Annotated in this window: 22 protein-coding genes, 1 tRNA gene and 1 pseudogene; 7 read left to right on the top strand and 17 right to left on the bottom strand. The window is 60.2% G+C overall.

Annotated elements, in window-relative coordinates; all coding sequences use genetic code 11:
- Positions 1-199: 199 nt before the first annotated feature.
- Positions 200-1528 (top strand): telomere resolvase TelA, encoded by a 1329-nt coding sequence (gene telA, locus ACQZ48_RS11020; RefSeq protein WP_077981348.1) that lies wholly within the window; start codon positions 200-202, stop codon positions 1526-1528.
- An 87-nt stretch (positions 1529-1615) separates the two neighbouring features.
- Here telA and ACQZ48_RS11025 read toward each other — a convergent pair whose 3' ends face one another.
- The 7 genes from ACQZ48_RS11025 to graD all read right to left on the bottom strand — a co-directional run bounded on the left by ACQZ48_RS11025 (position 1616) and on the right by graD (position 8256).
- A complete protein-coding gene (locus ACQZ48_RS11025) occupies positions 1616-2902 on the bottom strand; it encodes an MFS transporter (RefSeq protein ID WP_162520552.1) in 1287 nt (428 codons plus the stop codon).
- 220 nt (positions 2903-3122) lie between these two features.
- The gene (locus tag ACQZ48_RS11030) at positions 3123-3461 is read right to left on the bottom strand and encodes a YciI family protein (RefSeq protein ID WP_137410913.1); all 339 of its coding nucleotides are present in this window, start codon (positions 3459-3461) and stop codon (positions 3123-3125) included.
- Positions 3458-4345 carry a hydroxyquinol 1,2-dioxygenase gene (graB, locus tag ACQZ48_RS11035; protein ID WP_448728813.1) on the bottom strand — a complete coding sequence of 296 codons (888 nt, stop codon included), beginning with the start codon at positions 4343-4345 and terminating at the stop codon, positions 3458-3460. Before graB ends, ACQZ48_RS11030 begins: the two co-directional genes overlap by 4 nt.
- A gap of 15 nt (positions 4346-4360) precedes the next feature.
- Positions 4361-5416 carry a maleylacetate reductase gene (locus ACQZ48_RS11040; protein ID WP_448728814.1) on the bottom strand — a complete coding sequence of 352 codons (1056 nt, stop codon included), beginning with the start codon at positions 5414-5416 and terminating at the stop codon, positions 4361-4363.
- A gap of 3 nt (positions 5417-5419) precedes the next feature.
- A complete protein-coding gene (gene tsdA / locus ACQZ48_RS11045) occupies positions 5420-6403 on the bottom strand; it encodes a gamma-resorcylate decarboxylase (RefSeq protein ID WP_077981343.1) in 984 nt (327 codons plus the stop codon).
- Positions 6404-6449: 46 nt separating this feature from the next.
- Positions 6450-7679: an FADH(2)-dependent resorcinol hydroxylase oxygenase component gene (gene graA / locus ACQZ48_RS11050; protein WP_448728815.1), complete on the bottom strand. Its 1230-nt coding sequence runs from the start codon at positions 7677-7679 to the stop codon at positions 6450-6452.
- Between the two features lie 37 nt (positions 7680-7716).
- A complete protein-coding gene (graD, locus tag ACQZ48_RS11055) occupies positions 7717-8256 on the bottom strand; it encodes an FADH(2)-dependent resorcinol hydroxylase reductase component (protein WP_077981341.1) in 540 nt (179 codons plus the stop codon).
- Between the two features lie 206 nt (positions 8257-8462).
- Here graD and ACQZ48_RS11060 point away from each other — a divergent pair, with 206 nt between their 5' ends.
- Together ACQZ48_RS11060 and ACQZ48_RS11065 are read left to right on the top strand one after the other, a co-directional pair.
- Entirely contained in the window at positions 8463-8894 is a 432-nt protein-coding gene (locus ACQZ48_RS11060; protein WP_004433168.1) for a MarR family winged helix-turn-helix transcriptional regulator, read from the top strand.
- Between the two features lie 130 nt (positions 8895-9024).
- The gene (locus ACQZ48_RS11065; protein WP_191217796.1) at positions 9025-9414 is read left to right on the top strand and encodes a hypothetical protein; all 390 of its coding nucleotides are present in this window, start codon (positions 9025-9027) and stop codon (positions 9412-9414) included.
- A gap of 124 nt (positions 9415-9538) precedes the next feature.
- Here ACQZ48_RS11065 and ACQZ48_RS11070 read toward each other — a convergent pair whose 3' ends face one another.
- From ACQZ48_RS11070 to ACQZ48_RS11085, 4 genes are all read right to left on the bottom strand, one after another.
- On the bottom strand, positions 9539-10168 hold the full coding sequence (locus ACQZ48_RS11070; RefSeq protein WP_173990149.1) for an outer membrane protein: 630 nt from the start codon (positions 10166-10168) through the stop codon (positions 9539-9541).
- 253 nt (positions 10169-10421) lie between these two features.
- Entirely contained in the window at positions 10422-11816 is a 1395-nt protein-coding gene (locus ACQZ48_RS11075) for a sensor histidine kinase (protein WP_193559325.1), read from the bottom strand.
- A 35-nt stretch (positions 11817-11851) separates the two neighbouring features.
- A complete protein-coding gene (locus ACQZ48_RS11080) occupies positions 11852-12526 on the bottom strand; it encodes a response regulator transcription factor (protein WP_448728816.1) in 675 nt (224 codons plus the stop codon).
- 172 nt (positions 12527-12698) lie between these two features.
- A complete protein-coding gene (locus ACQZ48_RS11085) occupies positions 12699-13331 on the bottom strand; it encodes a TetR/AcrR family transcriptional regulator (protein WP_162520551.1) in 633 nt (210 codons plus the stop codon).
- 139 nt (positions 13332-13470) lie between these two features.
- On the opposite strand from ACQZ48_RS11085, the gene ACQZ48_RS11090 reads away from it, so the two are divergent.
- Complete coding sequence (locus ACQZ48_RS11090) at positions 13471-15507, top strand: oxidoreductase (RefSeq protein WP_448728817.1); 2037 nt, start codon at positions 13471-13473, stop codon at positions 15505-15507.
- A 75-nt stretch (positions 15508-15582) separates the two neighbouring features.
- On the opposite strand, the gene ACQZ48_RS11095 is transcribed toward ACQZ48_RS11090, so the two are convergent.
- The 4 genes from ACQZ48_RS11095 to ACQZ48_RS11110 all read right to left on the bottom strand — a co-directional run bounded on the left by ACQZ48_RS11095 (position 15583) and on the right by ACQZ48_RS11110 (position 21106).
- Positions 15583-16644: an ABC transporter ATP-binding protein gene (locus ACQZ48_RS11095; RefSeq protein ID WP_077981332.1), complete on the bottom strand. Its 1062-nt coding sequence runs from the start codon at positions 16642-16644 to the stop codon at positions 15583-15585.
- Positions 16641-18872 carry an ABC transporter permease gene (locus tag ACQZ48_RS11100; protein WP_077981588.1) on the bottom strand — a complete coding sequence of 744 codons (2232 nt, stop codon included), beginning with the start codon at positions 18870-18872 and terminating at the stop codon, positions 16641-16643. Before ACQZ48_RS11100 ends, ACQZ48_RS11095 begins: the two co-directional genes overlap by 4 nt.
- 98 nt (positions 18873-18970) lie before the next feature.
- Entirely contained in the window at positions 18971-19996 is a 1026-nt protein-coding gene (locus ACQZ48_RS11105) for an ABC transporter substrate-binding protein (RefSeq protein ID WP_077981331.1), read from the bottom strand.
- A gap of 111 nt (positions 19997-20107) precedes the next feature.
- Entirely contained in the window at positions 20108-21106 is a 999-nt protein-coding gene (locus ACQZ48_RS11110) for an ABC transporter substrate-binding protein (protein ID WP_077981330.1), read from the bottom strand.
- A 239-nt stretch (positions 21107-21345) separates the two neighbouring features.
- On the opposite strand from ACQZ48_RS11110, the gene ACQZ48_RS11115 reads away from it, so the two are divergent.
- Positions 21346-22080: a response regulator transcription factor gene (locus ACQZ48_RS11115; RefSeq protein ID WP_137410927.1), complete on the top strand. Its 735-nt coding sequence runs from the start codon at positions 21346-21348 to the stop codon at positions 22078-22080.
- Entirely contained in the window at positions 22077-24182 is a 2106-nt protein-coding gene (locus ACQZ48_RS11120) for a sensor histidine kinase (RefSeq protein ID WP_137410928.1), read from the top strand. The genes ACQZ48_RS11115 and ACQZ48_RS11120 overlap by 4 nt, the downstream gene beginning before the upstream one ends.
- Here the strand turns inward: ACQZ48_RS11120 and ACQZ48_RS11125 are convergent.
- Positions 24179-25512 (bottom strand): annotated as a pseudogene (locus ACQZ48_RS11125) (aspartate aminotransferase family protein). The gene ACQZ48_RS11120 and the pseudogene ACQZ48_RS11125 overlap by 4 nt on opposite strands.
- Positions 25513-25615: 103 nt before the next feature.
- On the opposite strand from ACQZ48_RS11125, the gene ACQZ48_RS11130 reads away from it, so the two are divergent.
- A complete protein-coding gene (locus ACQZ48_RS11130) occupies positions 25616-26464 on the top strand; it encodes a LysR family transcriptional regulator (RefSeq protein WP_173990182.1) in 849 nt (282 codons plus the stop codon).
- 168 nt (positions 26465-26632) lie between these two features.
- Here ACQZ48_RS11130 and ACQZ48_RS11135 read toward each other — a convergent pair.
- A tRNA-Met gene (locus ACQZ48_RS11135) sits at positions 26633-26709 on the bottom strand.
- Positions 26710-26731 lie beyond the last annotated feature (22 nt).

The raw sequence follows: 26731 nt of genomic DNA on the forward strand, positions 1-26731 counted from the left end.
TTCCACATCTCGGATAATCTTTGACGGCGAACGCATCGACGACGCGTCTTCGCGTCGCGGCCGTGCTTGCGGAATCGCCTAAACTATTATTCAAAAGAAACCGGCCTGCAGTGGATGTTCATCACATTTCCGCAACCGTGCTGCTGTTGATCGCCAACCATGGATTTTGTATTTCCGGACGGGTTCAGGGAGCCGCCGCATGCCCGCTTTAAAGCGAAAGACGAAAACACCAGTCCTCGTGGAACGCATCGATCATTTCGTCGGCCAGGTCAAAGAGGCGATGAAAAGCGATGAGACCCTGCGTAACAGAAAAATCCGCGACCTGTGGGATGCCGAGGTCCGCTACCATTTCGACAATGGCCGCACCGAAAAGACGCTCGAACTCTACATCATGAAATATCGCAATGCGCTAAAGGCCGAGTTCGGGCCGAAGAGCACGCCGCTTGCCATCTGCAACATGAAGAAGCTGCGCGAGCGGCTGAACACCTATATTGCGCGCGCCGACTATACGAAGACGGGTGTGGCGACCTCCATCGTCGAGAAAATCGAACGGGCGGAGTTCAATACCGCCGGTCGCAAGCCGACCGTTCTGCTGCGCATCGCGGATTTCATTTCGGCGATGAACGGTATGGGAACGAAAGAAGAGATGCAGACCCTGTGGAACGCTGAAATCAGCACCATGCAGGGCAGGGCCCAGACAACGATCATCTCCTACATCACCAAATATCGCAACGCCATCCGCGAGGCCTTCGGCGACGACCATCCGATGCTGAAGATCGCCACCGGCGATGCCGCGATGTATGACGATGCGCGCCGGGTCAAGATGGAGAAGATCGCCAGAAAGCACGGCGCGCTGATCACCTTCGAAAATTACCGGGAGGTTCTGAAGATCTGCGCCGATAAGCTCCTGTCCGCCGATCCCCTGATGATCGGCATCGGCCTGATCGGCATGACCGGACGCCGCCCCTATGAGGTCTTCACCCAGGCCGAATTTTCGCCTGCCCCCTATGGCAAGGGCGTCTCCAAATGGAGCCTCCTGTTCAACGGCCAGGCCAAGACGAAACAGGGCGAAGGAACGAAATACGGGATTACCTATGAAATCCCGGTGCTTGCCCGCTCGGCGACCATTCTCGCCGCCTACAGGCGCCTGCGTGAAAGCGGCCAGGGAAAATTGTGGCATGGCATGTCGATCGACGATTTTTCGTCGGAAACCCGTCTGCTGCTCCGGGACACGGTTTTTAACCTGTTCGAGGATATCTGGCCGAAGGAAGAGCTTCCCAAGCCCTATGGCCTCCGGCACCTCTATGCAGAGGTGGCCTTTCACAATTTCGCGCCGCCGCATGTGACCAAGAACAGCTACTTCGCCGCCATTCTCGGACATAACAACAACGACCTCGAAACCTCGCTGTCCTATATGACTTATACATTGCCGGAAGATCGCGACGATGCGCTGGCACGGGCCAAACGCACAAACGAGCGGACGTTGCAGCAGATGGCGACAATAGCGCCGGTGTCCCGTAAGGCATGATGCTTCCGGGCGTAAAATCGCTCGGCAGCGTTATCGGAAATGGTCCGGCCGCAGAGTTCAGTCCTCCGCGGCCGGCCGTTTCATTCATCAAGCCCGCGCATCACCGGAGGTGCGGTAAAGCAGGGTCAATACCGTCAGCATCAGCCCTACAAGTGCGACCGAGCCGAAAATATAGAAGTTCCACTCCGGCGCCAGACCCCGCTGCAGCACAAGGCCGCCGATCATCGGGCCGGCAATGCCGCCAAGCCGCCCGACCGCCAGCGAAAAGCCGAGACCCGTACCGCGAATATGGACGGGATAAAGCCGCCCGACCAGAACATTGGCGAGGATCTGCGTTCCGATGGTGCCCGCACCCGCAAGGGCGACGAAGGCATAAAGAAGCGGACCCTTGTTCACCGTCAGGGCAAAGATCGAGGCGGCGCCGATGGCAAACAGGATCGCCACGACCACCTTGACGTTCCCCTTATCCGCAAATCGCCCGCCGATGAGAATGCCGATCGCAGCCCCGACATTGAGCATGACGGAAAAGCTGAGCGCGGAACTGATGTCATAACCCATCTTGTTCATGATGGTGGGCAGCCAGTTGACCATGCCGAAGGTGAGAAGCAGCGAGCAGAAGTGGATGCCCCAGGCATTCAGCGTCGAGAGCATCCGGCCTTCCGAAAACAGCGCGCCGACCCCGCCCTTTTGAATTTTTGCATGCGGCACGATGCGTTGCAGGCCATAGCTGTCGCAAATGCCATCAGCCTCCGCCTGCCGACCCTTGCTTGCCAGCCATTCGGGCGATTCCGGCAGGAACCGCATGAAAATCGGTAAAAGAACAAGCGGCAGACCGCCGATCAGCATCAATGGCCGCCAGCCATAGGTCTCCAGAAGAAGGATGCCCATGACGCCGGAAATGATGCCGCCAATAAGATAACCGAGGAAAGACAGGGAGTTGGCCTGCGCCCTGCGATGCGGCGGCGAAAATTCCAGCACCAGCGCGGTGACCGTCGGCAAAAGCGCGCCAAGCCCGAGACCGGCGAAGAAGCGCGTGATTTCAAACGCGAGAAAATTCGGCGTCATGGCCGAGGCGATCATCATCGCCGAAAAGCCGGCGAGGCTGAGAAGAACCACCTTGCGGCGGCCGATGCGGTCGGCCATGGTGCCGGCAAACAGCGCGCCCAGCAGCATGCCCACCAGCGTCAGCGCGGCGGCGCGCCCGACCATGGCCGGGTTCAGCGCCCATGCGCTTTCTTTCAAGAGTGCCGGTGCGACGGCGCCATAAACGACAAGATCGTAACCATCAAACATGATCATCAGGCCGCATGTCGCGATAACGCCGGCCGGGTTCTTCGTCCGCACTGACGCGGCGCTCAGATAATTCGTGGACATGTTCCTCCCTTTCACGCAAGAACGCGCCATCCGGAATGGATAAGCGTCTTCCCGTCCCTGCGATATCCTCCGTGAGTGCCCGGCTTGCTCCACCCTGATACATGCCTCGCTCCCGTCAAGCACATATCGCCAGTATCACCCGCCTTCGATTAAATGTTGCATTTACAAAAATTGCAAATGAAATGTTAGCCACTGCCAAGCGCACCGCGCCGACGAAATTTTAGCCGGCCTCCAGCCCGGAAATCGTCGACAGCGTCGGCGTCCAGTTCAAAATACGAATCCGGTTATAGACACCGTGAATGACGAAGGGGTCGGCCTCGCTGAAAGCGATGACGTCCTCGATCGAGAGAGCTTCGGCAATGACAAGCGCGGCCGATGAGACGCCGGAAACGGCGCTCATTGGGCCGGAAGCGAGAATTCTAAAACCGTCGGCCATCGCGTCGCCATTGCGCAGGTGGGCCTTGTGGGCGTCCAGATGGGCTGCACGTTGCGAAGCCGTAGCGGGATCGCTTTCGGCGAAACGCACGTAAAGCCGAGTTGGGTTTCTCGGGCCACTCATCTGGCAAGTACGAAATCATGGTTCACCGACCAGAACCAATCGTTGGTAAAACCCAGTTCTTTCGCCTTCCGCGCATCGTCAACCCGCTGGAAATCGGCAAGCAGGCTTTCTTTTACGCCGAAGACCGCATCCGAACGGATATAGGGGTCATCGGGATCGAAAATATGCGTGACGAGCGTGGTAAAGCCTTCCGCCGAGACGATATAATGCAAGTGCGCCGGCCGGTAGGGATGCCGCCCCATCGCCCGCAACAGCCGCCCGACGGGCCCGTCATCCGGTATGGGATAATATTTCGGCTTCGCAGCCCGGAACCAGTAATACCCGTCCTCGCCGGTGATGAAGACGCCGCGCAGGTTGAAATCGGGCTGGATGCCTTTCTGCTGCACATCGTAAAAACCTTCGTCATTGGCTTGCCAGACATCGATGCGCGCGTCGGCGACCGGCGCTCCCTCGGTATCGAGGATGCGGCCGGTGACCACCATATCCTCGCCCTTGCCATCGAGGCAGATGTTTGCACCCATCGGCATTTCCGGCGCATCGGCCACATGGAAGGGGCCGAGAACTGTCGATTCCGACGCACCGCTCGGCTTGCGATGGTTGATGGCGTCAACCAGCATGGAGACGCCGAGAATATCGGAAAACAGGATCCATTCCTGCCGCCATTCATTGCAGATCTGGCCGACCTCGGTGAGAAAATGAATGGCCTTCATCCACTCCTCCTCGGTCGGTTCGATTTCCTTCACCGCCTCATGCAGCTTGCGTGTTACGACCGCCATGATTTCCTGCAAACGCGGATCGTCACAATCGCGCATGCGCGCGATCACGGTTTCAGCCGAACGTTCCTCGATGAAGTAGCCGTCATCATTGCTCATCTTCATATCCATCGTCTCCTCCTCCCGTTACTCCGGCCGCGTGCCCTCGAAGGCGCGTTGCAAAAGGTCGCGGATTGCAGTTTTTTCGATTGGCCGCGGGCACCAGTAAGGATTGGCCGTTGCAAGCTCTGCCATGGGATCGAGATCGTCCGACCGGACCCCGAGAGCCGCAAGGCTTGCCGGCGCGCCAAGTCGGGCGGCGAAATCATAGAGCCCCGCCCCTGCCCTGCCGCCGACAAGAGTGGCAAGGGGTGCAAGCAAATCCGGCACCGCCTGTTCCACATAGGCGATGGTGTGCGGCAGAAGCACCGCATGGGTTTCCGCATGCGGCAGATCGAGACTGCCGCCCAGCGTGTGACAAAGCTTGTGATGCAACGACATGCCGACGGCGCCAAGCACCGAGCCGCACAGCCATGCACCATAAAGCGCGGTTTCGCGCGCCTTGATATCCCGCAGCTCGGCCTTTAGGCCGGGAAGGGCTCCGATCATCGCCCGCAGCCCCTCGGCCGCCATCAGGCTGGCGATGGGATTGCGGTCCTGCGCATAAAGCGCCTCCGCCGCATGCGCCATGGCGTTCAGCCCGCTCGTCATGGTGATGTCGACCGGCAACCCAAGCGTCAGTTCCGCATCGTAAATCACCACTTCCGGCAGGATTTCCGGCCCGCGCATGGTGGTCTTCACCCCGTTTTCCGTCTGGCCGAGAATGGGCGTTACCTCGGAACCGGCATAGGTGGTTGGGATGACGATCTGCGCCGCATCGGTGCGCAGCGCAATGGCCTTGCCGAGGCCGGTGGTGGAACCGCCGCCGAGCGCCACGACGCAATCCGCACCGGCGGCGCGATAGGCTTCGACCGCGTTTTTCGTCACCTCGACCGGCGTATGCATGGCCGCATCGGAGAAGACGCCGGCAGCAAGCCGGCCGAGCCGGGCGGCAAGCGCCTCCGCGTCACTCTTCTGCTGTGGCGTGGAAAGCACCAACGCCCGCGACAGGCCAAGGCGGTGGATTTCCTCCGCCGCGCCCGCCGAGCTGCCCGCCCCGAAAACGATGCGGGCGGGCGCGGCCGTGTAGACGAACGGCTGCATGGGTCAGTTCCCGTCGAGTTTGAACAGGCGGCGCGCATTGGTGCGGCCGATCTTCACCCGGTCGGCCTCGGCAATGGTCGTCGCGTTGAACCAGTCGGAGGCATGGTCGATATTCTCGAAGGGCCAGTCCGTGGAAAACAGAATGCGGTCGGCGCCGATTTCCAGGATGGCGTCGATCAGCGTCTGGGTGCGGAAATTGCCCGAGGTGGTGATGTGGAAGTTTTCGTTGAAATAATCCACGAAACGGCGCTTGGCCGGATAACGCGGCGGCAGCTTCACCCAGGCATTGCGGTGGTCGATACGCCACATCATGTAGGGCAGGCCCTCGCCCATATGGCCGAGAATGATGTTGAGGCGCGGATGCTCGTCGAACAGGCCGGACGCCATCAGACGCAGCGCATGCACAGCCGTTTCCTGCGCGAAAGCCCAGGTGGGGCCGAGCAGCCAGGGATGGCCGTCATAAATGCGAGAGTCCTGGGGCAGCGGATTGCGCGGATGCAGGTAAAAAGGCACGTCGAGCTTTTCGACTTCGCCCCAGAACGGGCGATATTGCGGCAGGTCGTAATAAAGCGGCGTCTGCCCATCGCCCTCCTGGCTGAAGCCGTTAACGAGCGCGCCGACGAAACCGAGATCGTTGACACAGCGCTGCAATTCCTCCGTCGCCGCATCCGGGTCCTGCAAAGGCAATGCTGCGAAGGCAAGGAAGCGATCCGGCCGCTTGGCGCATTCTTCGGCAAGCACGTCATTCGCCCGCCGCGCGATTTCGATCGCCTTCTTCCTGTCGGGGATTGCCTGCACCGCCGGTGCGTTCAGCGACAGGATCATGGTTTCGATGCCATGCGCATCCATCAGCTTCAGGCGCGTATCCTGAATGTCGAGCAGGCGGTGCTGCAATTCCTTCCAGTAGTCGCCGGGTACGAAACCGGCCGAGTCCTGAAGAGTTTCCGGGATTGCGAAATGCTCCTCGAGAGCGACCTTGCCTTGCATGTTATTTCCTCCGAATTCACTGTATGATTTGCCGCCTGAGAAGCGATCAATATTGGCCCTTGGGTTCCAGCCCGAGCATGCTCTGACCGATCATGGTGCCGACGGCGTCCCAGTTCATGCTGATATGGCGGCCGACCGCATTGGCATCGCGCCACGCCCGCTGCACCGGGTTGGAAAGATCGAGCCCGACGCCGCCGGTGGAATCGTTGAGCGCCTGCACGGCGCGCAGGGCGAGAGACACCGCAAAGGACTGGCCGCGGCGGCTGAGAAGGCGGTCATCCACGGTAAACTCCGCCCGACCTTCGATCCTCGCCTGCGAAAGCGCCTGCGCCCGGGCGACATCGCGCAGCAATATTTCGCAAGCCGCATCGACGCTCGCCGCTGCTTCCGCAACGCGCAGCTGGATGGTTGGAAATTCGGCCATGCGATTATTGCCGCCCGCCACCGCACCGCGCGTCACCCGGCCGCCGACGTGATCGACATAGGCGGCAAGCGCCCCCCTCGCCGCACCGACGCCCGCCGCCGCAAGACAGGAGGGGATGCCGGTCAGAAGCGGCATGTTGAACAGACCCTCTTCCGCATAATATCGTCCGCCGGGCGTCTTCCCACTGGTGGCGTCGGGGAAGGTCAGAACCCGGTGTTTGGGAATAAAGACATCATCGAGAACGAGCGTCTTGGAACCCGTGCCGGCCAGGCCCACCACGTGCCAGGTGTCCTCAATCACATATTGCCCGGCGGGAACGAGCAAGAAGGCCGGAACCGGCTTTCCCTCGCCCTGCGGCGGCAGGATGGCGGCACAGAGCGACCATTGCGCGTTCTCACAACCTGAGGCGAAGGCCCATTTGCCGCTCAGCCGATAACCGCCATCGGCAAGCTCCGCCATCTTCACCGGCGCATAGGAACCGCACAGCAGTGCGTCGGGGTTTTCACCCCAGACATCGGCCTGCGCCTCTTCCGGAAACATCGCCAGCAGCCATTGATGGGCCGACAGCAGGCCGGCGACCCAGCCGGTCGACGCACAGGCGGCCGAAAGCTCGATATTGGCCTCGACCAACTCGGCGAAATCTCCGCCCTTGCCGCCGAAGGCGCAGGGCTTGACGATATCGAAATAACCGATGCCGCGAAGCGCCTCGATGTGGCTGGCGGGAACGCGCCGGGCCTCCTCCGTCTGTCTGGCGCTCGCCCGGAAAAGATCGGCTATGCCGGCAACGCGGCTGGCGAGGCGGGCACGCGGGTTCGTTTGCACCGGCTGCGGCGCATGGCTCATATCGTTCATGATTGTCTCCTTGCGGGAATGCTCTGATCGCGGAAATTCAGGCAGGTTCGTGCGAGGGGCTTGCCGCGCAATATTGGGCGTTTTCGTAAAGCAGCGGTCGTGTCACCTCGCTGACATCGGCCGAAACAACCTGCCCGATGAAAACGGTATGGGTTCCGTAAGGCATGGCCGCGACCCGGCGGCAGGCGATGGCGGCATGGGCCGTGGGCAGATAGAGAACGCCATTGTCGTGGCGATGCCATTGACCGTCGCGGAAACGCTCTTCCGGCGACACCTTGCCGCTAAAGGCATCCGATAGGGCAATCTGATCCTGCGTCAGCACATTGACGATGAAATCGGGCCGGCACAGCAGCAGTTCATGCAGCAGGGTGCGATTGTTCAGGCAGACCAGCAGGGATGGCGGCTCCATCGAGACCGAAGTGACGGCCGTGACCGTCATGCCGTGATCGCGCTGATCACCCGAAGCACAGGCCGTGATAATCGTCACAGTCGCCGGAAAACGGCGCATCGTTGAACGGAAATTCTGACCGACGCCTTCGGGCGCAAGGCTGCCGAGGCCAAACAATGCTGATGTCATGAGATCCTCCCAAATCCTGTGCTCTTATTTATTTGCATTTGCAATGTTTGTCAATGCAAATGTTATTCGCCATTTTTTGTGAAAGGGAGAACGCCGCATTCCCCCGTCTTATGGGGCGAAGCTATTGAAACGGATGGATTGTGCCGGTACAGCCGATAGGCGCACATCAGCATCTGCGCAGATGGCTCTCAAACGGGGATTTGCTCGTGTCCTATCAATTCACCGACTCGGTACCCTACCTGCTCAACTGGGTGGGCGTTCGGCTTGGCGAGCGCTTTTCCGTGAGACTGGCCTCCTATGACATCACCCTGCCGATGTACCGGGTGCTGGCCACATTGCGGCAGCAGGAGAGCAAGACGCTGACCGAGCTTTCGGACATGGTGTCGGTGGAGATTTCCACGCTTTCCCGGCTGGTGGGGCTGATGGTCCGGCGTAACCTCGTCAGCCGCGAACGACCGCTCGACAATGCGCGCATCGTGCGCATCACCCTCACCCCGAAGGGCGAGGAACTGGCCGATGAACTCATGCCCATCGCCGCCATGTTCGAAAAAACCGCGATCGAAGGCCTCGACCCGGCCGAAGTAAAACTCTTCAAAAGCATACTGCGCCATATCGGCCGCAACATTGCCGGCCTCTGACACAGATAGCCGGCGAACTAGCTAAGACCAACCGGCAGTCACGGCCCGCCCAGCGATCTTGCCGTGCAATGTACTTGCAACAAGCTGTTCCTATCCCTGCGGTATGTCCCCGCAGCTGAAAGGAATTCCCATGTCCAGCAGAGCCTCACTCGCAGTCCCGACAGCAATCATCCTTATCGCCAGCGCGTCCATGCTGCTCACGGCCTGCGCCTCAACCGTCATGAAAAGCTATATTGGCGCGCCCATTACCAGCGTGATGCTGGACTATGGGCCGCCAGACAATATTTATAGTCTGGGCCCCGGCCAGCAGGCCTTTCAATGGCGGAAGAAAAAGACACAGGTTGTTTCCGGGTCATCGAGTGGCGAGGTGCGGACAACGCGGCGCGGTGAGCGATATGAAGTGTCGGAAACGCCAGGTTATGTCGAACGCATCGATTGCTATTATACGTTCTATACGCGCAGTTCCGGCAACGAGTGGTACGTAACAAGTTTCCGGCAGCCGTCGCTTGAATGCGAATGATCATTTCCGGATTTCATCTGGCGCCGTCTGTTTTGCGGTCCATGTTATTGTACCGCCGCCTTCACCTTGAAAGCGGCGGCGTTCTTTTGAAAATTCTCCCTGGGCCGGTCATGGGGCGGGCCGATCAGAAACGATAATTCAGGCCGGCCTTGATGACATGATCGCTGATATCGGTCTTCGACCTGCCGCTTGAAGTCGTCGTGGCCACATTTCCTGTGCTCACATAATTATATTCGAACTTTGCCGACAGGCCGCCGCCGAAGCTCTGTTCAACGCCTGCCCCGACCAGATAACCCTGTTTCCAGCCATCGGGACCCGTCACGCCATTGCCGTCCTTGAACTTCGTCGTGGTCAGGCCGGCAGTGCCGTAAATGAGCGTCTGGTCAAGCGCCACGCCGGCCTTCATCTTGGCCGCGCCACGGAAACGTTCCCGCAACCGACCGTTCGGCACACGCGCCTCGTTCCCGAGATAGGACCCTTCGAGTTCCGCACCGACCACGCCCGAACCGAACTGGAAGTTATACCCGGCCTGCACACCGCCCGTCAGGCCTCGGCCGCTGGCCAGTGGGTTGAATTTCGGGGAGGAGACGCCACCATGCACACCCACATAGGCCCCGCCCCAGGAGAAGGCCGGCGGATTGCCATAATCGAAGGATTGCTGCGTGTTGTAGTTGGTGAGATCAGCGGAGTAGGCATTGCCTGCAACCGCGACGGCGATGGTCACGGCGACAAGCGATTTCTTGATGATCGACATGAATGACTCCAGACGAAACCGATGCGCCATCTTGTGGCGCAGCCAAGTTTCAGTTCGCGTTGAAGAACCGGAAACCGGCTCCCGTTAGTCTGCTGCGCCGGCCGACATGACATGCGGATGCGTTCAGCAGATAAGGGGATTTTCCCCACGAGAATTGCGTCTGCATTACATCGGGCGAATTTTATTAGAAATTATTTATTTATTTAAATGGTTTGGATGTGTTTTCTTAACCGAATTGTAAGAAATTTCACTATCAGCGCGCGGTCGCAGCCCCTTTGGAAACTATCGATCGAATCTCGAGCCGGACACAGAAGCCGGGATTGAGATCGAGGAACAGAACACGGCCGCAATGAAGCTCCGCCGCCTTCTGGATCAGATTTAACCCAAGGCCTGCTCCGGGCGAATTCGTGTTGATACGGTGAAACGGCTCGAATACCTGCCCGCGCTCCGAAACGGCTATGCCCGGCCCTTCATCGCAGACCTCAATGGCTCCGGCCGGATCGATCCGGATCGTAATTGCGCCTTTGCCCCCGGCATGGTCTATCGCGTTGCGCACGAGATTGACGACCGCCATCTCGATGATCGAAGTCTGCACCGTGAAAACGACGTCGCCCACGCCTGGCTCGAAATCGAATTCGTAACCGGCATCCATCGCAATCGGGGCGAGATCGGTCGCGATGCGCTCGACAAGCCTATTGAGATCGCGCGGCTCAGCCGGCAGTTTCACCGCACCCACCGCCTGCATTTCCAGCAGCTGCTGCGCAACGCGGGTCAATCGGTCGATATCGGCCCTGATCTGACGGCTCAGTGCATCATCGGGCAAGAGGTCGGCTCTAGTGCGTACGATTGCGATCGGAGTCCGCAGTTCATGCGCCGCATCGGCAAGAAAGCGGTTGCGGCGATTATACCCGTCATCGAGCCTCGACAGCGCGACGTTGAAGGCATCCACCAGCGGGATGATTTCAAGGGGAACTTTCGAACGGTCGATCCGCTCAGACCGGTTCTCGAAATCGATGGACTGCGCCTGTTTGACGGTTTCCATCAGCCCGCTCAAAGAGCGGCCGACCGCCCGAGGGGTCACGAGCAGTGTCGCGATGCCCGTCAGGATCAGCATGGGCACGACGGCGATGAGGATGATGAAACCCAGCGCTGGCAGCACGGTCAGCCAGCGGATGGCGCCCTCGGCATCCTTTTCCAGATCCAGCTGAACATTGATCCAGATGCTCAGCCCGTCATTGGGAATTCCTTCCTCCGTCCCGGCAATGAACTGAAGCCGCCCGGCGGATGTATCGCGGTTTTCCACGGTGGCGCGCACTGTACCGGCCGCCTCCAGCCGCGCGCGGTCAAAACTCCAGGGAAAAGCCGCCGACAGGGCAGACGCCGGAACAACGCCGTATTGCAAGACGATGTCCTTGGCGTCCCGCACCACAAACCAGAGATTCGGATAGCGCCGTTTCAGCTCCGCCAGCTCCGGCGTCGCCGAAAGTTGCGGCCTGCCCTGTCCATCCTTCGTCACGCTCTCCGCGACGATGCGGGCGGCCTCTTCATTCGCACCTTCGAGCCGCGGATCAATGATCCATATCCAGCCTATGAGAAGGATGACGAAAAGCACGAGCAGAAACGCCTGCAATGCGAAAAGTCGCTTCATCAGCCCCCATCGCAGGGATCGATTGCGCTCCTGTGTCATGTCTTCAACCGGACGAGATAACCGATATTCCGCACGGCCCTTATCTCCACCGAGGCTTCCGCCTGCGCCAGCTTCTTCCTGATACGGGAAATGTGCGCATCGAGAGCGTTGGACTCGATCTCGTCATCGAGCGTATAGACCGCCTCGATCAGGTTCGCCCGCGTGACGATGCGGTTCGGACGACGCATCAGCGCCTCCAGCACCAGATATTCCCGACGCCGCAACTCGATGATGGAGCCGGCAATGCTGACCTCATTGCTGCGCGGATCGATGCTCAGATTTCCGAAATGCGCATATCTGTCGGAAAGAGAAGGGCCGCGTCTATGCAGAGCCCTGAGGCGAGCGAGCAGCTCCTCGATTGCAAAGGGCTTGGCAAGATAATCATCCGCTCCGGCATCGAGCCCGTCGACACGGTGATCGACACTTCCAAGCGCCGTCAGAACAAGGATAGGCACGGAATGCCTGCTCCGGCGAAGCGAAGCCACCAGATTCAGCCCCTCGCCATCGGGAAGGCGGCGATCCAGAACCAGAACATCGTAAGACCCGTCCCGCGCAAGGGCTTCAGCATCGCTGATGGTGCGGACATGATCGGCAAGCACATCGCGCCGACGCAGGGCTTCAAGAAGCGCGCGCGCCATTTCGGGTTCATCCTCAAGAAGCAAGATACGCAATGACGTTCCCCAGATGAATCCTTGCCACCCTCACCACTGTTCGCTGAATGTTGCAGCTACATTGCACGAGGACGCACGGACAGTTCATCTTCTACCACCCTGCCTGCCAAAATCCGACGGCATTGCGTGTGTTTTCGCAAAAGGGCGGTCTTATGGACGTGTCGCCTAAGGTTTACGAACCCGGTCTGTACCCGTGTCTCGCATAAAACCGGTCAAGCTCGCGCTGCTGCGGCATCTCACCGGTATAGATGGCGATATAGTCCGGAATCCTCTGCATCCGCACCGCCACATCTTCCTCGGACTGCATGGAAATGTAGCCGATCTGCACCAGATAGGTGGTCCGGGCACGCACATCCGCCGTGTTTTCATTGTGACCGAACCGCACGAACATGCGTGAAAGCGCCGCCATTCTCATCTCGTCAGCCTTGCGAACTTCCGCAAGAATCTCATCGGACTGAAGAGCCCAGCTTCGAACGGCGAACTCAAATCTGCTGTCGAAGAGCGAGGAATCCAGCCAGCAATCGAAAACATTCAGCATGGCTTCGGCCATCGTCTCGGCGTAGGCTTCGGATTGCGTGACGATGTTTCCGGTGTTTTTTTCCCGCCAGCGGGCGACGAGCGCGGCCAGCAATTCCTCCCGGTCCTTGAAGAACCAGTAGAAACTCGTGCGCGACAGATTTAGCTTCTTCGCCAACGGCAGGATTTTGACGGAATCCACGCCCGATTCCAGCAAAGCCTGATAGGCGGCCTCAAGCCACCCCTCCTGCGATCCACGCCAACCGGTGTCGTTCAATGTCGCTTCCATAACGAGTTCGTAGCAAATAGGCCTCTTCGCGACAAGCGGATGTACACCCATGTCGAAAAGAAAGACAACTGTGTTTTGTAAATTGACACAAGTGTACATTAACGCTTAGCCTTGAGATAGAAACCTTTTGGAGCAGGCTATGTCGAGCGATCCACTTCTGCAGCCCTACCAGCTAAAACACCTCACGCTGCGCAACCGCATCATCGTCACATCGCACGAACCCGCCTATCCCGAGGATGGCATGCCGAAGGGACGTTACCGCGCCTACACGGTGGAGCGGGCAAAGGGCGGCGTTGCGCTGACAATGACAGCCGGTTCCGCCGCTGTCTCCAGGGACAGCCCGCCCGTCTTCAACAATCTACTCGCCTATAAGGATGAAATCGTCCCATGGATCCGGGAAATGACCGACGCCGTGCATGAACAGGGTGCGGCGATCATGATCCAGCTCACACATCTCGGCCGCCGCACCCGCTGGGACAAGGGGGACTGGCTGCCAATCCTTGCGCCGTCCCATCATCGCGAAGCGGCGCATCGGGCTTTTCCGAAGAAGATCGAGGACTGGGATATCGAGCGTATCATCAAGGACTTCGCCGACGCCGCCGAACGCATGAAGGCGGGCGGAATGGACGGCGTGGAGCTGGAAGCCTATGGCCATCTGATCGACCAGTTCGTCTCGCCGCTGACCAATGAACTGGACGGTCCCTATGGCGGCCCGCTCGAAAACCGCCTGCGCTTCTGTCTAGACGTCTTCAGGGCGATGCGCGAACGCGTGGGCGACGATTTCATCCTCGGTGTCCGTTATACCGCCGACGAATGTCTTGAGGGCGGCACCGGAAAGGCAGAGGGCATCGAAATTGCCAGACGATTGAAGGATAGCGGCCTGATCGACTATCTCAATGTCATCAGGGGCCATATCGATACCGACCCCGGCCTGACCGACGTCATCCCAATCCAAGGCATGGCCAACGCGCCGCATCTCGATTTCGCCGGTGAAATCCGCGCCGCGACCAGTTTCCCAACCTTCCACGCCGCCAAGATCCCCGATGTCGCCACCGCCCGCCACGCCATCGCCGCCGGCAAGGTGGACATGGTGGGCATGACCCGCGCCCACATGACCGACCCGCATATCGTGCGCAAGATCATGGAAAAACGCGAGGAAGATATTCGCCCCTGCGTGGGCGCCAATTATTGTCTCGACCGCATCTATCAGGGCGGTCTCGCCTTCTGCATTCACAATGCGGCAACGGGCCGTGAGGAAACCATGCCGCACGAGATACCCAAAGCGGCGGAGCGCCGGAAGGTGGTGATCGTCGGCGCCGGTCCGGCCGGGCTCGAGGCCGCGCGCGTTTGTGCCGAACGCGGCCATGAGGTCGTTGTGTTCGAGGCCGCCAACAATCCCGGCGGCCAGATCCGGCTAACCGCGCAAAGCGAACGCCGCCGGGAAATGATCAGCATCATCGACTGGCGCATGAGCCAGTGTCAAAGGCTGGGCGTCACCTTCCACTTCAACAACTGGGCCGAAGCGGACACGGTTCTTTCGGAAAACCCTGACGTCGTTCTCATCGCCGCCGGCGGTCTGCCGCACACCGATGTGCTTTCCAGCGGCGCCGATCTCGTCGTCTCGGCATGGGATATCATTTCCGGGGACGTCAAACCGGGAACGAATGTGCTGGTTTTTGACGATGCCGGCGACCATGCAGGTCTGCAGGCCGCCGAATTTCTGGCAAAGGCAGGCGCAAGGGTTGAGATCATGACGCCCGACCGCGCCTTCGCCCCGGAAGTTATGGCCATGAACCTCGTTCCCTATATGCGCTCGCTGCAAAAACACGATGTCACCTTCACCGTTACCTACCGGCTGGAAGCGGCGGAAAGAAATGGCAACCAGCTTATCGCCCATGTCGGCAGCGACTATGGCGGCGTGGCGAAATCGAGAACCGTCGACCAGATCGTCGTCAACCACGGCACAATCCCGCTGGATGACCTTTATTTCGAACTCAAGCCCGGTTCAAAGAACCTTGGCGAAATCTCCTATGACGCCCTGCTTGCGGGAACGGCCCAGACGGTCGAGCGCAACCCGGAAGGCGCCTACCGGCTCTTCCGGATCGGCGATGCGGTCGCCGCGCGCAATACCCATGCGGCGATCTACGACGCGCTGCGTCTGGCAAAGGATATTTGAGACCGGCGCTCCCGACGGACAGAGGCAGAACAAATCTGCCTCTATCGCCATGTAATCCTGAGTGCAGGAGCGGCTTCAAGCCTGAATCAAGGCAATGCCCCGGTTCTTGAACCCCAGCGTCACATTGCTCGCTGCCGGCAGGCTGGTCTCCACGGCGTGGTCGACAATAAAAAGCGTACCGATATCGGTTTCCACCTCATATTCGACGTGACCGCCGAGATAGGCGCTGTGCAGCACCCGGCCGGCAAGGCCCGGCCCGCCAAGCTGTCCGATGGAAATCGAGCCGGGACGCACAGCAAGTTTCGCCGGGCCGGGTTTTGCGTTGCGCGCCGAAACCCGATGATCGATGCCGCCAACGCGGATCAGTGCGTCCGAACCCTCAATGCTGATCACTTCGCAGCCGACGACATTCGCCTCACCCATGAAATCGGCGATGAAGGCGGAAGCCGGGGCTTCGTAAAGATCGCGTGGCGCACCCGACTGAGCGATCTCGCCATCCTTCATCACGATGATCCGGTCGGAAACAGCCAGCGCCTCATCCTGATCATGCGTCACATAGACGGCAGTAAAGCCAAGCCGCTGCTGCAATTCGCGGATTTCCGTGCGGACCCGGCGGCGAAGGCGGGCATCGAGGTTGGAAAGCGGCTCATCGAGCAGCAGAACCTGCGGCTCGAGCACCAGAGCGCGGGCGACCGCGACACGCTGCTGCTGCCCACCGGAAAGTTCGGCGGGCAGGCGATGCCCCATGCCGGCAAGGCCGACAAGCTTCAAACCCTCTTCCGCCTTTTCCCGCGCTTCCGCCTTGCGCAGCCCGGAGGATTGCAGGCCGTAGGCAACATTGTCGAGCGCCGTCATATGCGGGAAAAGCGCATAGGACTGGAAGACCATCGAGACATCGCGCTCATTGGCAGGCAGCATGGTCACATCCTTGTCGCCGATGAGGATACGGCCCGAGGTCGGATGCTCGAGGCCCGCCAGCATGCGCAGCGTCGTCGTCTTGCCGCAGCCGGAGGGACCGAGCAGCGTCACCAGCGTGCCGGGCTCAATGGTGAGCGACAGGTCGGGAATGGCGGTGAAGGCGCCAAAGGTCTTGCGGACATTCTGAAAGGTGACGGAGCCGGGCTTTACGGAAATCATGCGGTTTTCTCCTGGGCAAGAGGAACGGAGGAAGCGGAGGGCAGGCCGGCGACGCGGTTTTCACGCCGCAGGCGACGCTCGCCGACAATGAGCTGGAAGCCTGTGATGACGGTGATCATCACCACGATCAGCATTGAGGAATAGGCGATCGCCACCCCATATTCACCGTTCTCGACAAGGCCGACGATATAGGAGGTCGCCATGTTGTATTCGGCGCTGACGAGGAAGATGACAGCGCTGATGGAGGTGATGGCGCGCACGAAGGAATAGACCAGCGCGGCCGTGATTGCGGGTCTCAAGAGCGGCAGGATGACCTTGCGGATGGTGCGGAAACTATTGGCCCGCAGCGTCAGCGAGGCCTCGTCGAGGCTCTTGTCGAGCTGGCTCATCGCCGCAATGCCGCCGCGCACGCCGACCGGCATGTTGCGGAACACGAAGCAAGCGATGAGGATGAGTGCCGATCCCGTCATTTCCACCGGCGGCAGGTTGAAGGCCATGATGTAGCTGACGCCGATGACCGTGCCGGGAATGGCAAAGCTCATCATCAGCGCGAATTCGAAGAGGTTCCGCCCGGCAAATTTCTGCCGCACGATGATATAGGCGGTCAAAAGACCGACGGCGGCGGTCAGCGGTGCGGAAACCAATGCGATCTTCATGGTCGTCCAGAACGAATTCCAGGCAACGCCTGTCCAGGCAATCGAGCCATTGGAGAAGCTGATGGAAAAGGCGCGGACGTAGTGGTCTAGGGTCAGGGAATTGTCGAGACCCCAGGTCTTCACGAAACCGCCCACAAGGATCATGCCATAAACAACGATGGTGAAGACCATCCACGGCACGACGACAGCGTGGACGCCGATGGACAGGCCACGCGGAAGCGCGATATGCGCGCCGCTGTCACCCTTGCCCGTCACCGTCGCAAAATTCTTGCCCGCCAGCCAGAAGCGCTGGGCAAGGAAGGCCGAAAGCGTGAAGCACAACAGGATGATCGCCAGAACCGCAGCGCGGGACGGATCGTTCTGTGAGCCGACGACGGCAAAGAAGATTTCCGTCGACAACACGCCATGGGTGCCGCCGAGCACCAGCGGATTGCCAAAATCCGCCATGCTCTCGATGAAGCCGATGAGAAAAGCATTGGCGAGACCGGGCTTCATCAACGGCAGAGACACCCGCCAGAAGGTGCGCCAGCGGTCGGCGCGCAACGTCTGCGAGGCCTCTTCCATAGACGGGCTGACGCCTTCGACCACGCCGATCAGCACCAGAAACGAGATGGGCGTGAAGGACAGAACCTGTGCGATCCAGATGCCGGTCATGCCGTAAAGCCAGCGGCCCGGTTCTATGCCGAAGAGGTAAGAAAGCCATTCGGTGACAACACCGGCACGGCCGAAAAGCAGCGTCAACGCAAGTCCGATGACGAAAGGCGGCGTGATGATCGGCAGAACGGTGAGAAGGCGCAGGCCCTTCTTGAAAGGAAAGCGCGTGCGGGTGGCGATCAGAGCAAAGCCGAGACCGAGCACGGTCGAACCGAAAGCCGTCATCAGGGCAAGAAACAGCGTGCGCCAGGCAACGCCGCAACGCTCTTCCCCCGTAACGCAGCCAAGGCTCCAGATGCCGGGATCCTGAATATTGCGAATAAAACCATCGGCATTGAAGGAGCCGTCGAAATCCTGAACGGACGCGATCAGCATGCTGCCGATCGGATAGAAGACAAAAACCGCGACGAGGAAGACCAGAACAGAAATGGCGGCGACGACAAAGGCGTCGCCTTTCATGACTCCGCGTTCTGCAAGCCCGAAGGCAAAGAGAAGCACGAAGACAAGCGACATGACGACGGCGCCGGCGCCCATGGAGGGTTGGCCGTCGGCAAGCATGCCGAAGAGGTTCTCGCTCGCCGTCCAGGTCCAGCCGCTGAAGCCGATCGCCAGCCCCTGCAAGGCGAGGAAAAAGAGACCGGCGGCGCCTATGAAGGCAAGCAACCCGCCACGCCGCATTGGATCACGCATCGGCCGAACAAGGCACGCGGCAAGGAAAAAGAGGACGATGCCGACGAGCCATGGTTTTCCATAGGACAATATTTGCAGCACACCGGGCGCATCGCTGGCCGAAGAGAAAAATCCGGACAGCCAGCGGAAGCTGAAAAAGCCGCCTTCGATGCGATACCAGGGGAGAAGAATGAGGGCAAAAGCCCCGAGCGCCAGGACGATGTCCAGCCTGCGATTGCCACGTGTCATGGCCGACCTCGCTTGTTTCATGCCGATGAAAGAGTGGCGGACACCCCGGCTTAAAAAGCCGGGATGCCTGTCGCCTGAGTTCAGATCAGTGGTTCAGATCAGTTTGCGATCGCACCGACTTCGCGGTCCCAACGCTCCAGCAACGACTTGCGCTTGGCCGGATCGCCATAGGTTTTGAAGTCATAGTCGATGAGCTTGATATCCTCGAACTTCGGCGCTTCCTTCGGCACTTCCGCCGTCTTGTTGGAGGGAAGCTGGAAGGACTTGGCGTCCTTCATGCGCGACTGGACTTCGGGCTTCAGCGCCCAGTCGTACCAGATCTTCGCATTGTCGAGATTGCGGGCGCCCTTGATGATCGACATCGAGCCGATCTCGTAGCCCGTGCCTTCGCACGGCGCGATGGACTTGACCGGAAAGCCTTCCGCCGTCTGCGCCACCGCATCGTGCATGAAGACGATGCCAAGCGCCGTTTCTCCGCGCGCCGCCGCCTTGACCGGCGCAGAACCCGACTTTGTATATTGCGAGATATTGGCGTTAAGCTTCTTCAGATAATCAATCGCCTGATCCTCGCCCATGATCTGCACGAGCGACGCGAGCGCCGTATAGGCGGTGCCGGACGAATTAGGATTGGCGATCTGGATTTCGCCCTTCAGCTCCGGCGCCAGCAGGTCGGCCCAGCACTTCGGCTCCTTGTAACCCTTGGACTTGAAGATTTCGGTATTGTAGCCCCAGCCAAGTGCACCGGCATAAACGCCGACAGTCTTGTAACCGGTGCTTTCCGCCTGCTTCACGGCCCAGTCCTGCAACTGGTCCAGCATCGGCGACTTGTATTCGAGCGTCAGGTTTTCGGATGCCGCCTGCATATGCGGATCGCCGGTGCCAGCCCACCAGATGTCTGTCTTCGGATTGCGGGCTTCCGCGCGAACCTTGGCGTAGGTCTCGCCCGAAGACAGGCGCACCATATTGACCTTGATGTCATGCGTCTTTTCGAAATCGCCCTTCATCTGCTCGCAGATGACGACATCGGCCGAGCAGATCAGGTTGAGTTCGCCCGCCGCCTGCGCGGAAACGGCGCTGAGTGCCGTGCCGGCAAAAAGCAGGGTGGAAAATATCGTCAGTCGCATGGTTATCCTCCTGTAGCTTGCGTCTGAATTCTTGGGCCGCGCGCAGACATGGCGCTGCCGGTCGCGGCGTCTTGCAGCACGCGCTGTCTCTTCGGGATGTTGGTTTTTGCCCTACTGGGTCTGGGTGGGGTGGATTTCGCTGTCGAAGCGGCTCAATAACCGACTTCGCTCTTCCGGCTGTCCGAAGGTGGCGAAATCGTAATCCACCATCTTGATCATCGATATGTCAGGTGCGGTCAGCGGCAATGTCGCCCGGGCATTGGAAGGCACCTGGTTCTGGCCGGCCTGGGCCCCGGTCGCCTGCCCTTCCGGGCTCAGCGCAAATTCCACGAAATCCTGTGCAAGGGCCGAATTGCGATTGCCCTTGACGATGCTCACAGCCCCGATTTCATAACCGGTGCCCTCGCACGGCGCGACGATGACCAGCGGAAAACCTTCGATCTTCTGGGTCACGGCATCGTGCATGAAGGAAATCCCGATCATGATCTCGCCCCGCGCCGCCGCCTTGACGGGCGCAGCGCCCACCTTGGTATAGCTCACGACATTCTGGTTGAGTTTCGCCATGAAACCGAAAGCCTCCTCCTCGCCAAACAGCTGGACGAGGGTGGCCAGCATGGTGAAGGCCGTACCGGAATAGTTCGGATTGCCGGTCAGGATATGGCCGCGATAGACATCCTTCGCCAGGTCCTTCCAGCAGGTCGGCGCCGGCAGATTGTTCTTTGCAAGCAGTTCCGAATTATAGGCAAAACCCAGCGCGCCAGCATAAATTCCCGCAGACCGCGATCCCGACATTACCGAGAAATTCTGCGCCCAGGGCAACAAATCCTGCTGGTGGACGGGCCGGTATTCATCCAGCAACCCTTCCGAGCCGGCCTGCAAATGGGTGTCGCCGGTACCGCCCCACCAGACATCAACAGTGGGATGGGATCGTTCGGCGCGAATCTGGTCGAGGATTTCACCGGTGCTCTTTCGCACCATCGAAATCTCGAGACCGGTCTTGGCTTCGAAAGCCTGCTTCATGGTCAAACACCAGGCCTCGTCGACGCCGCACAGGACGTTCAACTTCGGCTCGGCCATGCCATGCCCTGCGCCGCACAGCCATAGGACCATGCTCGCCGCAAGTGCGGTCAATGCTTTCAATTAAGCCTCCCTGCCTGGAACCTCCCCGTTCCAGTCTCCACCAACAGCATGTCACATCCAGCCCGCACCGCAATCGAAGAATGGTTACCAATCTTTCACCGCACCGCCGAACAAGATTACAGATATTACATTTATGACAGCAGCGATAACCAGCGAGCCTTTGAAGATCGCCGCTGCCATGCCTATGATGGTGATGGGAGGAAAGTGCAGTGCTTAATCAGAAGGTTCGCATTCTGATCGTCGAGGACGATCCGGATATGGCCGAGCTCATCTCGGACCTCATTGAGGCGGAGGGCTGGCTACCCACCTGCGCGCGCTCCGCCGAGGAGGCGGACGAGATATTGGCGCGCGAAAGGATGCAGCTTGTGCTCGTCGATCACAATCTGCCCGGCACGTCCGGACGCACCTTCGCCCAGCGGCTGCGCAGCCAGATCGACATCGGTATCGTCATGGTCACCGCCGCCGGCAGCGCCGCTGACCGGGTTCTCGGTCTGGAAACGGCCGCCGACGATTATGTTGTCAAACCCTTCGAACCGATCGAACTCACCGCCCGGATCAAGGCCGTCTTGCGGCGAACGATCCCTTCGCTGAAACAGGACAAGGACAGCGATCAAGGGCGCGGGGCGCTGTGCCTTGGCGACTGGGCGATCGATCTCGACGCCCGCCGGGCGGTCTGCCTGAGCGATCATAGCCGAACGCTGACGACTGCGGAATTCGCGCTGCTGGAAATATTGGCGCAAACACCCAACCAGCCCGTCAGCCGCTCCCAGATCCTCGACAGGCTGGGTTCGGAAAGCGACCGTTATATCGACCGAAATGTCGACGTGCTGGTTTTGCGGCTCAGGCGCAAGATCGAGATAAACCCCGACCTTCCGCGCCACATCAAGACGCGGCGCGGCAAGGGTTATGTCCTGCATACCGACGAGGGCGAGCTTTCCCCGTGATCAGCCGCTCCTTCCTGTCCTCCATCGCCTTCCGCCTGCCCTTTGCGATCGTCTTTACCTGCCTCCTCGTCTTCAGCCTTTCCGCCATCGCCATTTATGGTCTGCAGCGCGCCCGCGATGAAATGGCGGCTTATGGGTTGCAGGCCTTTTCCAGTCTCGCCAAGGCGTCGCTGGTCTCGCGGCAGGTCTCCGATCTCGTCTCCAGCGCACCGTTTCTGATGAACGCCGCCTCACCCTACCGCGTTTCCAGCGAAAGCCGCTCGGTGGTCCAGCAGGTCGATATTTTGCTCGAAATGACAGGATCGGGCGGCGGCGAACGGATTACCCGCGGCTTTGCCAGCGAACGCATCGTTGAACTCCTCCAGATTATCCGGGAACAGACGCTCGATCTTGCGAAGGATGCCGATGCGGCACAGGGCCATAAAGCGGAAGCGGCAGCAGCACTCGGCGAAATCGCCACCGGTCAGGGCATCCTAGATCCGGAACTGCGCCGGCGAATGAACGGCATCGTGCAGGCCGCATCCGCATCCGACAGCCTCTTCCAGCTTGGTGAACTGCGCCGCCGTTACGTGGCGGAAACAACAGCGCGCCAACAGGGCTATCCCGGCGAACGCCTGCCCGTGTCCGAGCTGCACCCCTATGAGCGGGTCTTCGAGGCCCAGAGCCGCTACCTTCTGGAAATGTTCGCCATCCGTGCCTCGGTGTCCCGTCTTCACACCGTGTCGCGCGATCTTTCCCACGCAACCGAGACCCAGGGCGATGCGGTTGCGCGCAGGCTGAACGAAGACCTGATTTCGACCTCCGATGCTCTCAACCGACTGTTGATCATTGTCGCCGTCGCCTCGCTTCTGGTTCTCATCGTGGCGATCTTCTCGATCCGCTCAGTGATGCGTGTCTCGCGCGGGATAGTGACGCTCTCCAACGGCATGAATGCCCTTGCGAAAGGAAATAAGGATGTCGGCCCGCCCTCGTATACTGGTCCCGAGACGGAGTTGATCCGGCTGCTCGATGCGTTTCGCGCCTTCCATGACAGCGTCGACCGCGTCTCGCGCCTCAGGCGCACGGCGGAAGCGGCAGCCCGGACCATCCGCTCGACATTCCGCACCATGAATGAGGGAATAGCACTCTTCGATCCGGCCGGCAGGCCCATCACCATGAACCGCCGCATCATCGAACTCGTCGGACGCTCCGGCTCATCGCGAAAACTGCCGCTTCGCCGGTTTGTCGAGCCGATCCCGGAAATCGACCCGGCCCTGCTACCCTTCGAGGCAGAGCGGGGAGAACTGCTCGACCGCGCAGTCCTGCGCCACCGCACTGACGATCAGCGGGTGATCGAAGTATCGATGTCACGCCAGCCGGACGGCGGCATCGTGCTGCTCGCCCGCGATGTGACCGCGCTCGATCGCCAGGAAGCGGAAGCCGTCAAAGCCCAGAGACTTGATGGCATCATGCGCATGACCCACCAGGTCAGCCATGAGGTGGGCAACATGATCGGCATCATCACCGGCAGCCTCGGTCTTCTGGAGCGGGAGGCCGGTTTCAACGACCGCCAGAAGCGGCACATCGCCCGCATCCGCAAGGCGGCGGATCGCGGCCGCTCTCTGGCCAGCAGCATGCTTACCATCGGCAGCCAGCAACCGATACATCCAAGCGTCATCAATGTCGCCAGCCTGCTGCGCGGCATGGCCGATATTCTCGAAATCGCTGTCGGCCCCAAATGCCGGATCGCGCTCCATATCGATGACGATCTTCCCTCGATACCGCTGGACCCGGCCCTTTTCGAACAATCCATCCTCAATCTCTGCCTGAACGCCGCAGCCGCCATGCCCGATGGCGGCCTGATTTCAATCGAGGCCGCTTCAGGCAAAGATTCGCTGGTGATCGCCGTCGCCGACGAGGGCATCGGCATGACGCCGGAGGCTGTGGACAAGGCCTTCGAGCCCTATTTCACCACGCGGGGCGACCATGGCGGCGCAGGTCTCGGCCTCGCCATGGTCTACGGTTTCGTGCGCCAGAGCGGCGGCGAAGCGCATATCACTTCCAGACCCGGCGAAGGCGCAAGGGTTGAACTGACCTTCCCGGCAAATGCCGGCCACACCTAGCGGGCAAGCTGTGCGGATTCGATCGAATCCGCCAGTATCTCCAGCCCAAGATCGATTTCCGGCTCCGATACCGTCAACGCCGGCGCAATGCGGAAGACGCCGCCCATGCCGGGCAGCTTGACGATGTTCATGCTGAGGCCACGCAACATCGCCTCCTGCATGATGCGTGCACCGAGTTCGAAACCCGGGGCTTTCGTATGCCGGTCGGCGACGACTTCAAGTCCGAGTAAAAGCCCGCGCCCGCGCACGTCACCAACGCATTCGAAGCGCTGCTGCAACGAGAGCAACCCCTGCTTCAAACGGTTTCCGCGGGCAATCGCCTGTTCCACCAGCCCATCGCGTGCCACCACATCGAGAACCGTCACGCCGACAGCCGCCGGCAGGGGATCGGAAACATGGGTCGTATAGAACAGGAAACCCCTCTCGAAGGCCTTCTGTTCGACCTCCGCGCTCGTCATCACCGCCGCAAGCGGCAGGCCGGCGCCGAGTGTCTTCGACAGCGTCATGATATCGGGGTCACACGATCGCGCTGGAAGGCGAACATATGCCCGGTTCGGCCAACACCGGTCTGGGCTTCATCGAGGATGAGCAGCATGCCGCGCTCCTCGCACTTTTTCTTTAGCGCAGCGAGATAGCCGACCGGCAGTTCGAGGATACCGCCACTCGACAGGATCGGTTCGGCAATGAAGGCGGCAAGATTGCCGGTCGACTGGCGATCGATCAGTTCGAAGGCATCGTCGAGTTCCGCTTGCCAGTCATTCGATCCATCGGGATTCTTGAAGCGCGGACGATAGGCGTTCGGCGCGGGAATAACGAGTGAGCCAGCCGTGGCAGGGCCATAGCCCCTGCGGCCGGCACTATAGGTAGCGGAGGCCGCAGCGCCCGTCATGCCGTGCCAACTCTGCGCGAAAGCGACGATTTCATGCCCGCCGGTCACGAGCTTCGCCATGCGGATCGCCGCCTCGTTGGACTCAGCCCCGGTGGTCAGCAATTGCACACGATCGAGACCAGGCGCAAGCGCCGCCAGCCGCGCCGCCAAGTCGACGACCGGGCGAGACAACATGCCCGAGAATAGATGCGCGACCGATGCCATCTGCCGGTTGACGGTGGCGACGATATCCGGATGGGTATGCCCGAGCAACGCGCTCATCTGGCCGGAGGTGAAATCGAGAATGGCGCGCCCATCCGCATCATAGACGAAACTTCCCTCAGCCCGCTCGACGATGATCTCCTCGAAGGCCGGTCCGTAGCGGGTCAGATGTTTATTGGCGGCCTCCCAGAAAGCCGGTTCGTCATTGAGCGAGGCGAAGGTCTTCGCAGGCTTGTCCATGGCACATTCCCCAAAAGTTTATCTTGCGGAAACATAACCACCCATTGCCCCCTCAGTCCAATTGATAGTATTATACTCCGGTATCGACAATCTTGATATCGCCATGCTCGATCTCACCCTGCTGAAGAACTTCATCATCGTCGCTCGCGCCGGCTCCATCAGTGTCGCCGCAATGCAGATTGGCCGCACCCAATCTGCGCTCAGCACGCAGATGCAGCGGCTGGAAGGGCTGGTAGGCCATATCCTGCTGCAGCGAACGGGTTCTGGAGTGCGTGTAACCGCAGCGGGAGAGAGACTGCTTGCCCATGCCAGCGCCCTGCTTGCCCGGCATGACGAAATCCTTGCCGATATGGGCGAGGCGACGCTGCAGGGAACCGTCAGCCTTGGCTGCCCTGAAGATTATTCCATTGCCTTCCTGCCGGAACTGCTAAGAGGCTTCTTCGGCACCTACCCTAAAATCGACCTGCGCATGGTCTGTGCGCCCACGACGGAATTGCGTCCCCTCCTGCAGCGCCGCCAGATCGACATGGCCCTGGTTTCGCAATCCGATCCGGATCACCGCGATGTGCTCCGCAGGGAAAGTTTCGTCTGGGTGGCGGACAGGCCTGAGCCGGATCTCCTCGCCAAGGATGTGCTGCCGCTCGCACTCTCCGCGCCCGTGACGCTGGATCACCGCGCGGCGTGCGCCGCCATGGAAACCGCCAATCGCCGCTACCGTGTCGCCTTCGCCAGCAACAGCCTTTCCGGCCTCATCGCAATCGCACGCTCCGGCCACGCCATCAGCGTGCTGACAAGGACAGCCGTTCCAGCCGACCTTCATATCGTCAAAAACGGGCTACCACCCCTACCAACGATCGGCATTGCCATCGAGTTTGCCGACGCGCAGACATCTTCAGCAGCCAGGGCGCTGGGTAACCACATCCGCACCGTTCTTCCGGATCTCAGCCTTTAGCCTGGAGCGTTCCCGCAACCCGCATATCCGGCTTTTCCACCATCTCAGGTGACAAAAGGCTGGAAATCGGGCCGATAATTGCAGGCGCAGACCTGAAGTGTTTTCATCAGTCCAGAAACGCAAAAAAGCCCTTGCGTGGCAAGGGCTTGAGTGGATCGCAGGGATCGTTGGTTGCGGGGGCAGGATTTGAACCTGCGGCCTTCAGGTTATGAGCCTGACGAGCTACCGGGCTGCTCCACCCCGCGTTACCAGCGTAAATCCCTATGG

This window comes from Agrobacterium sp. 22-209-1, from assembly GCF_053522485.1.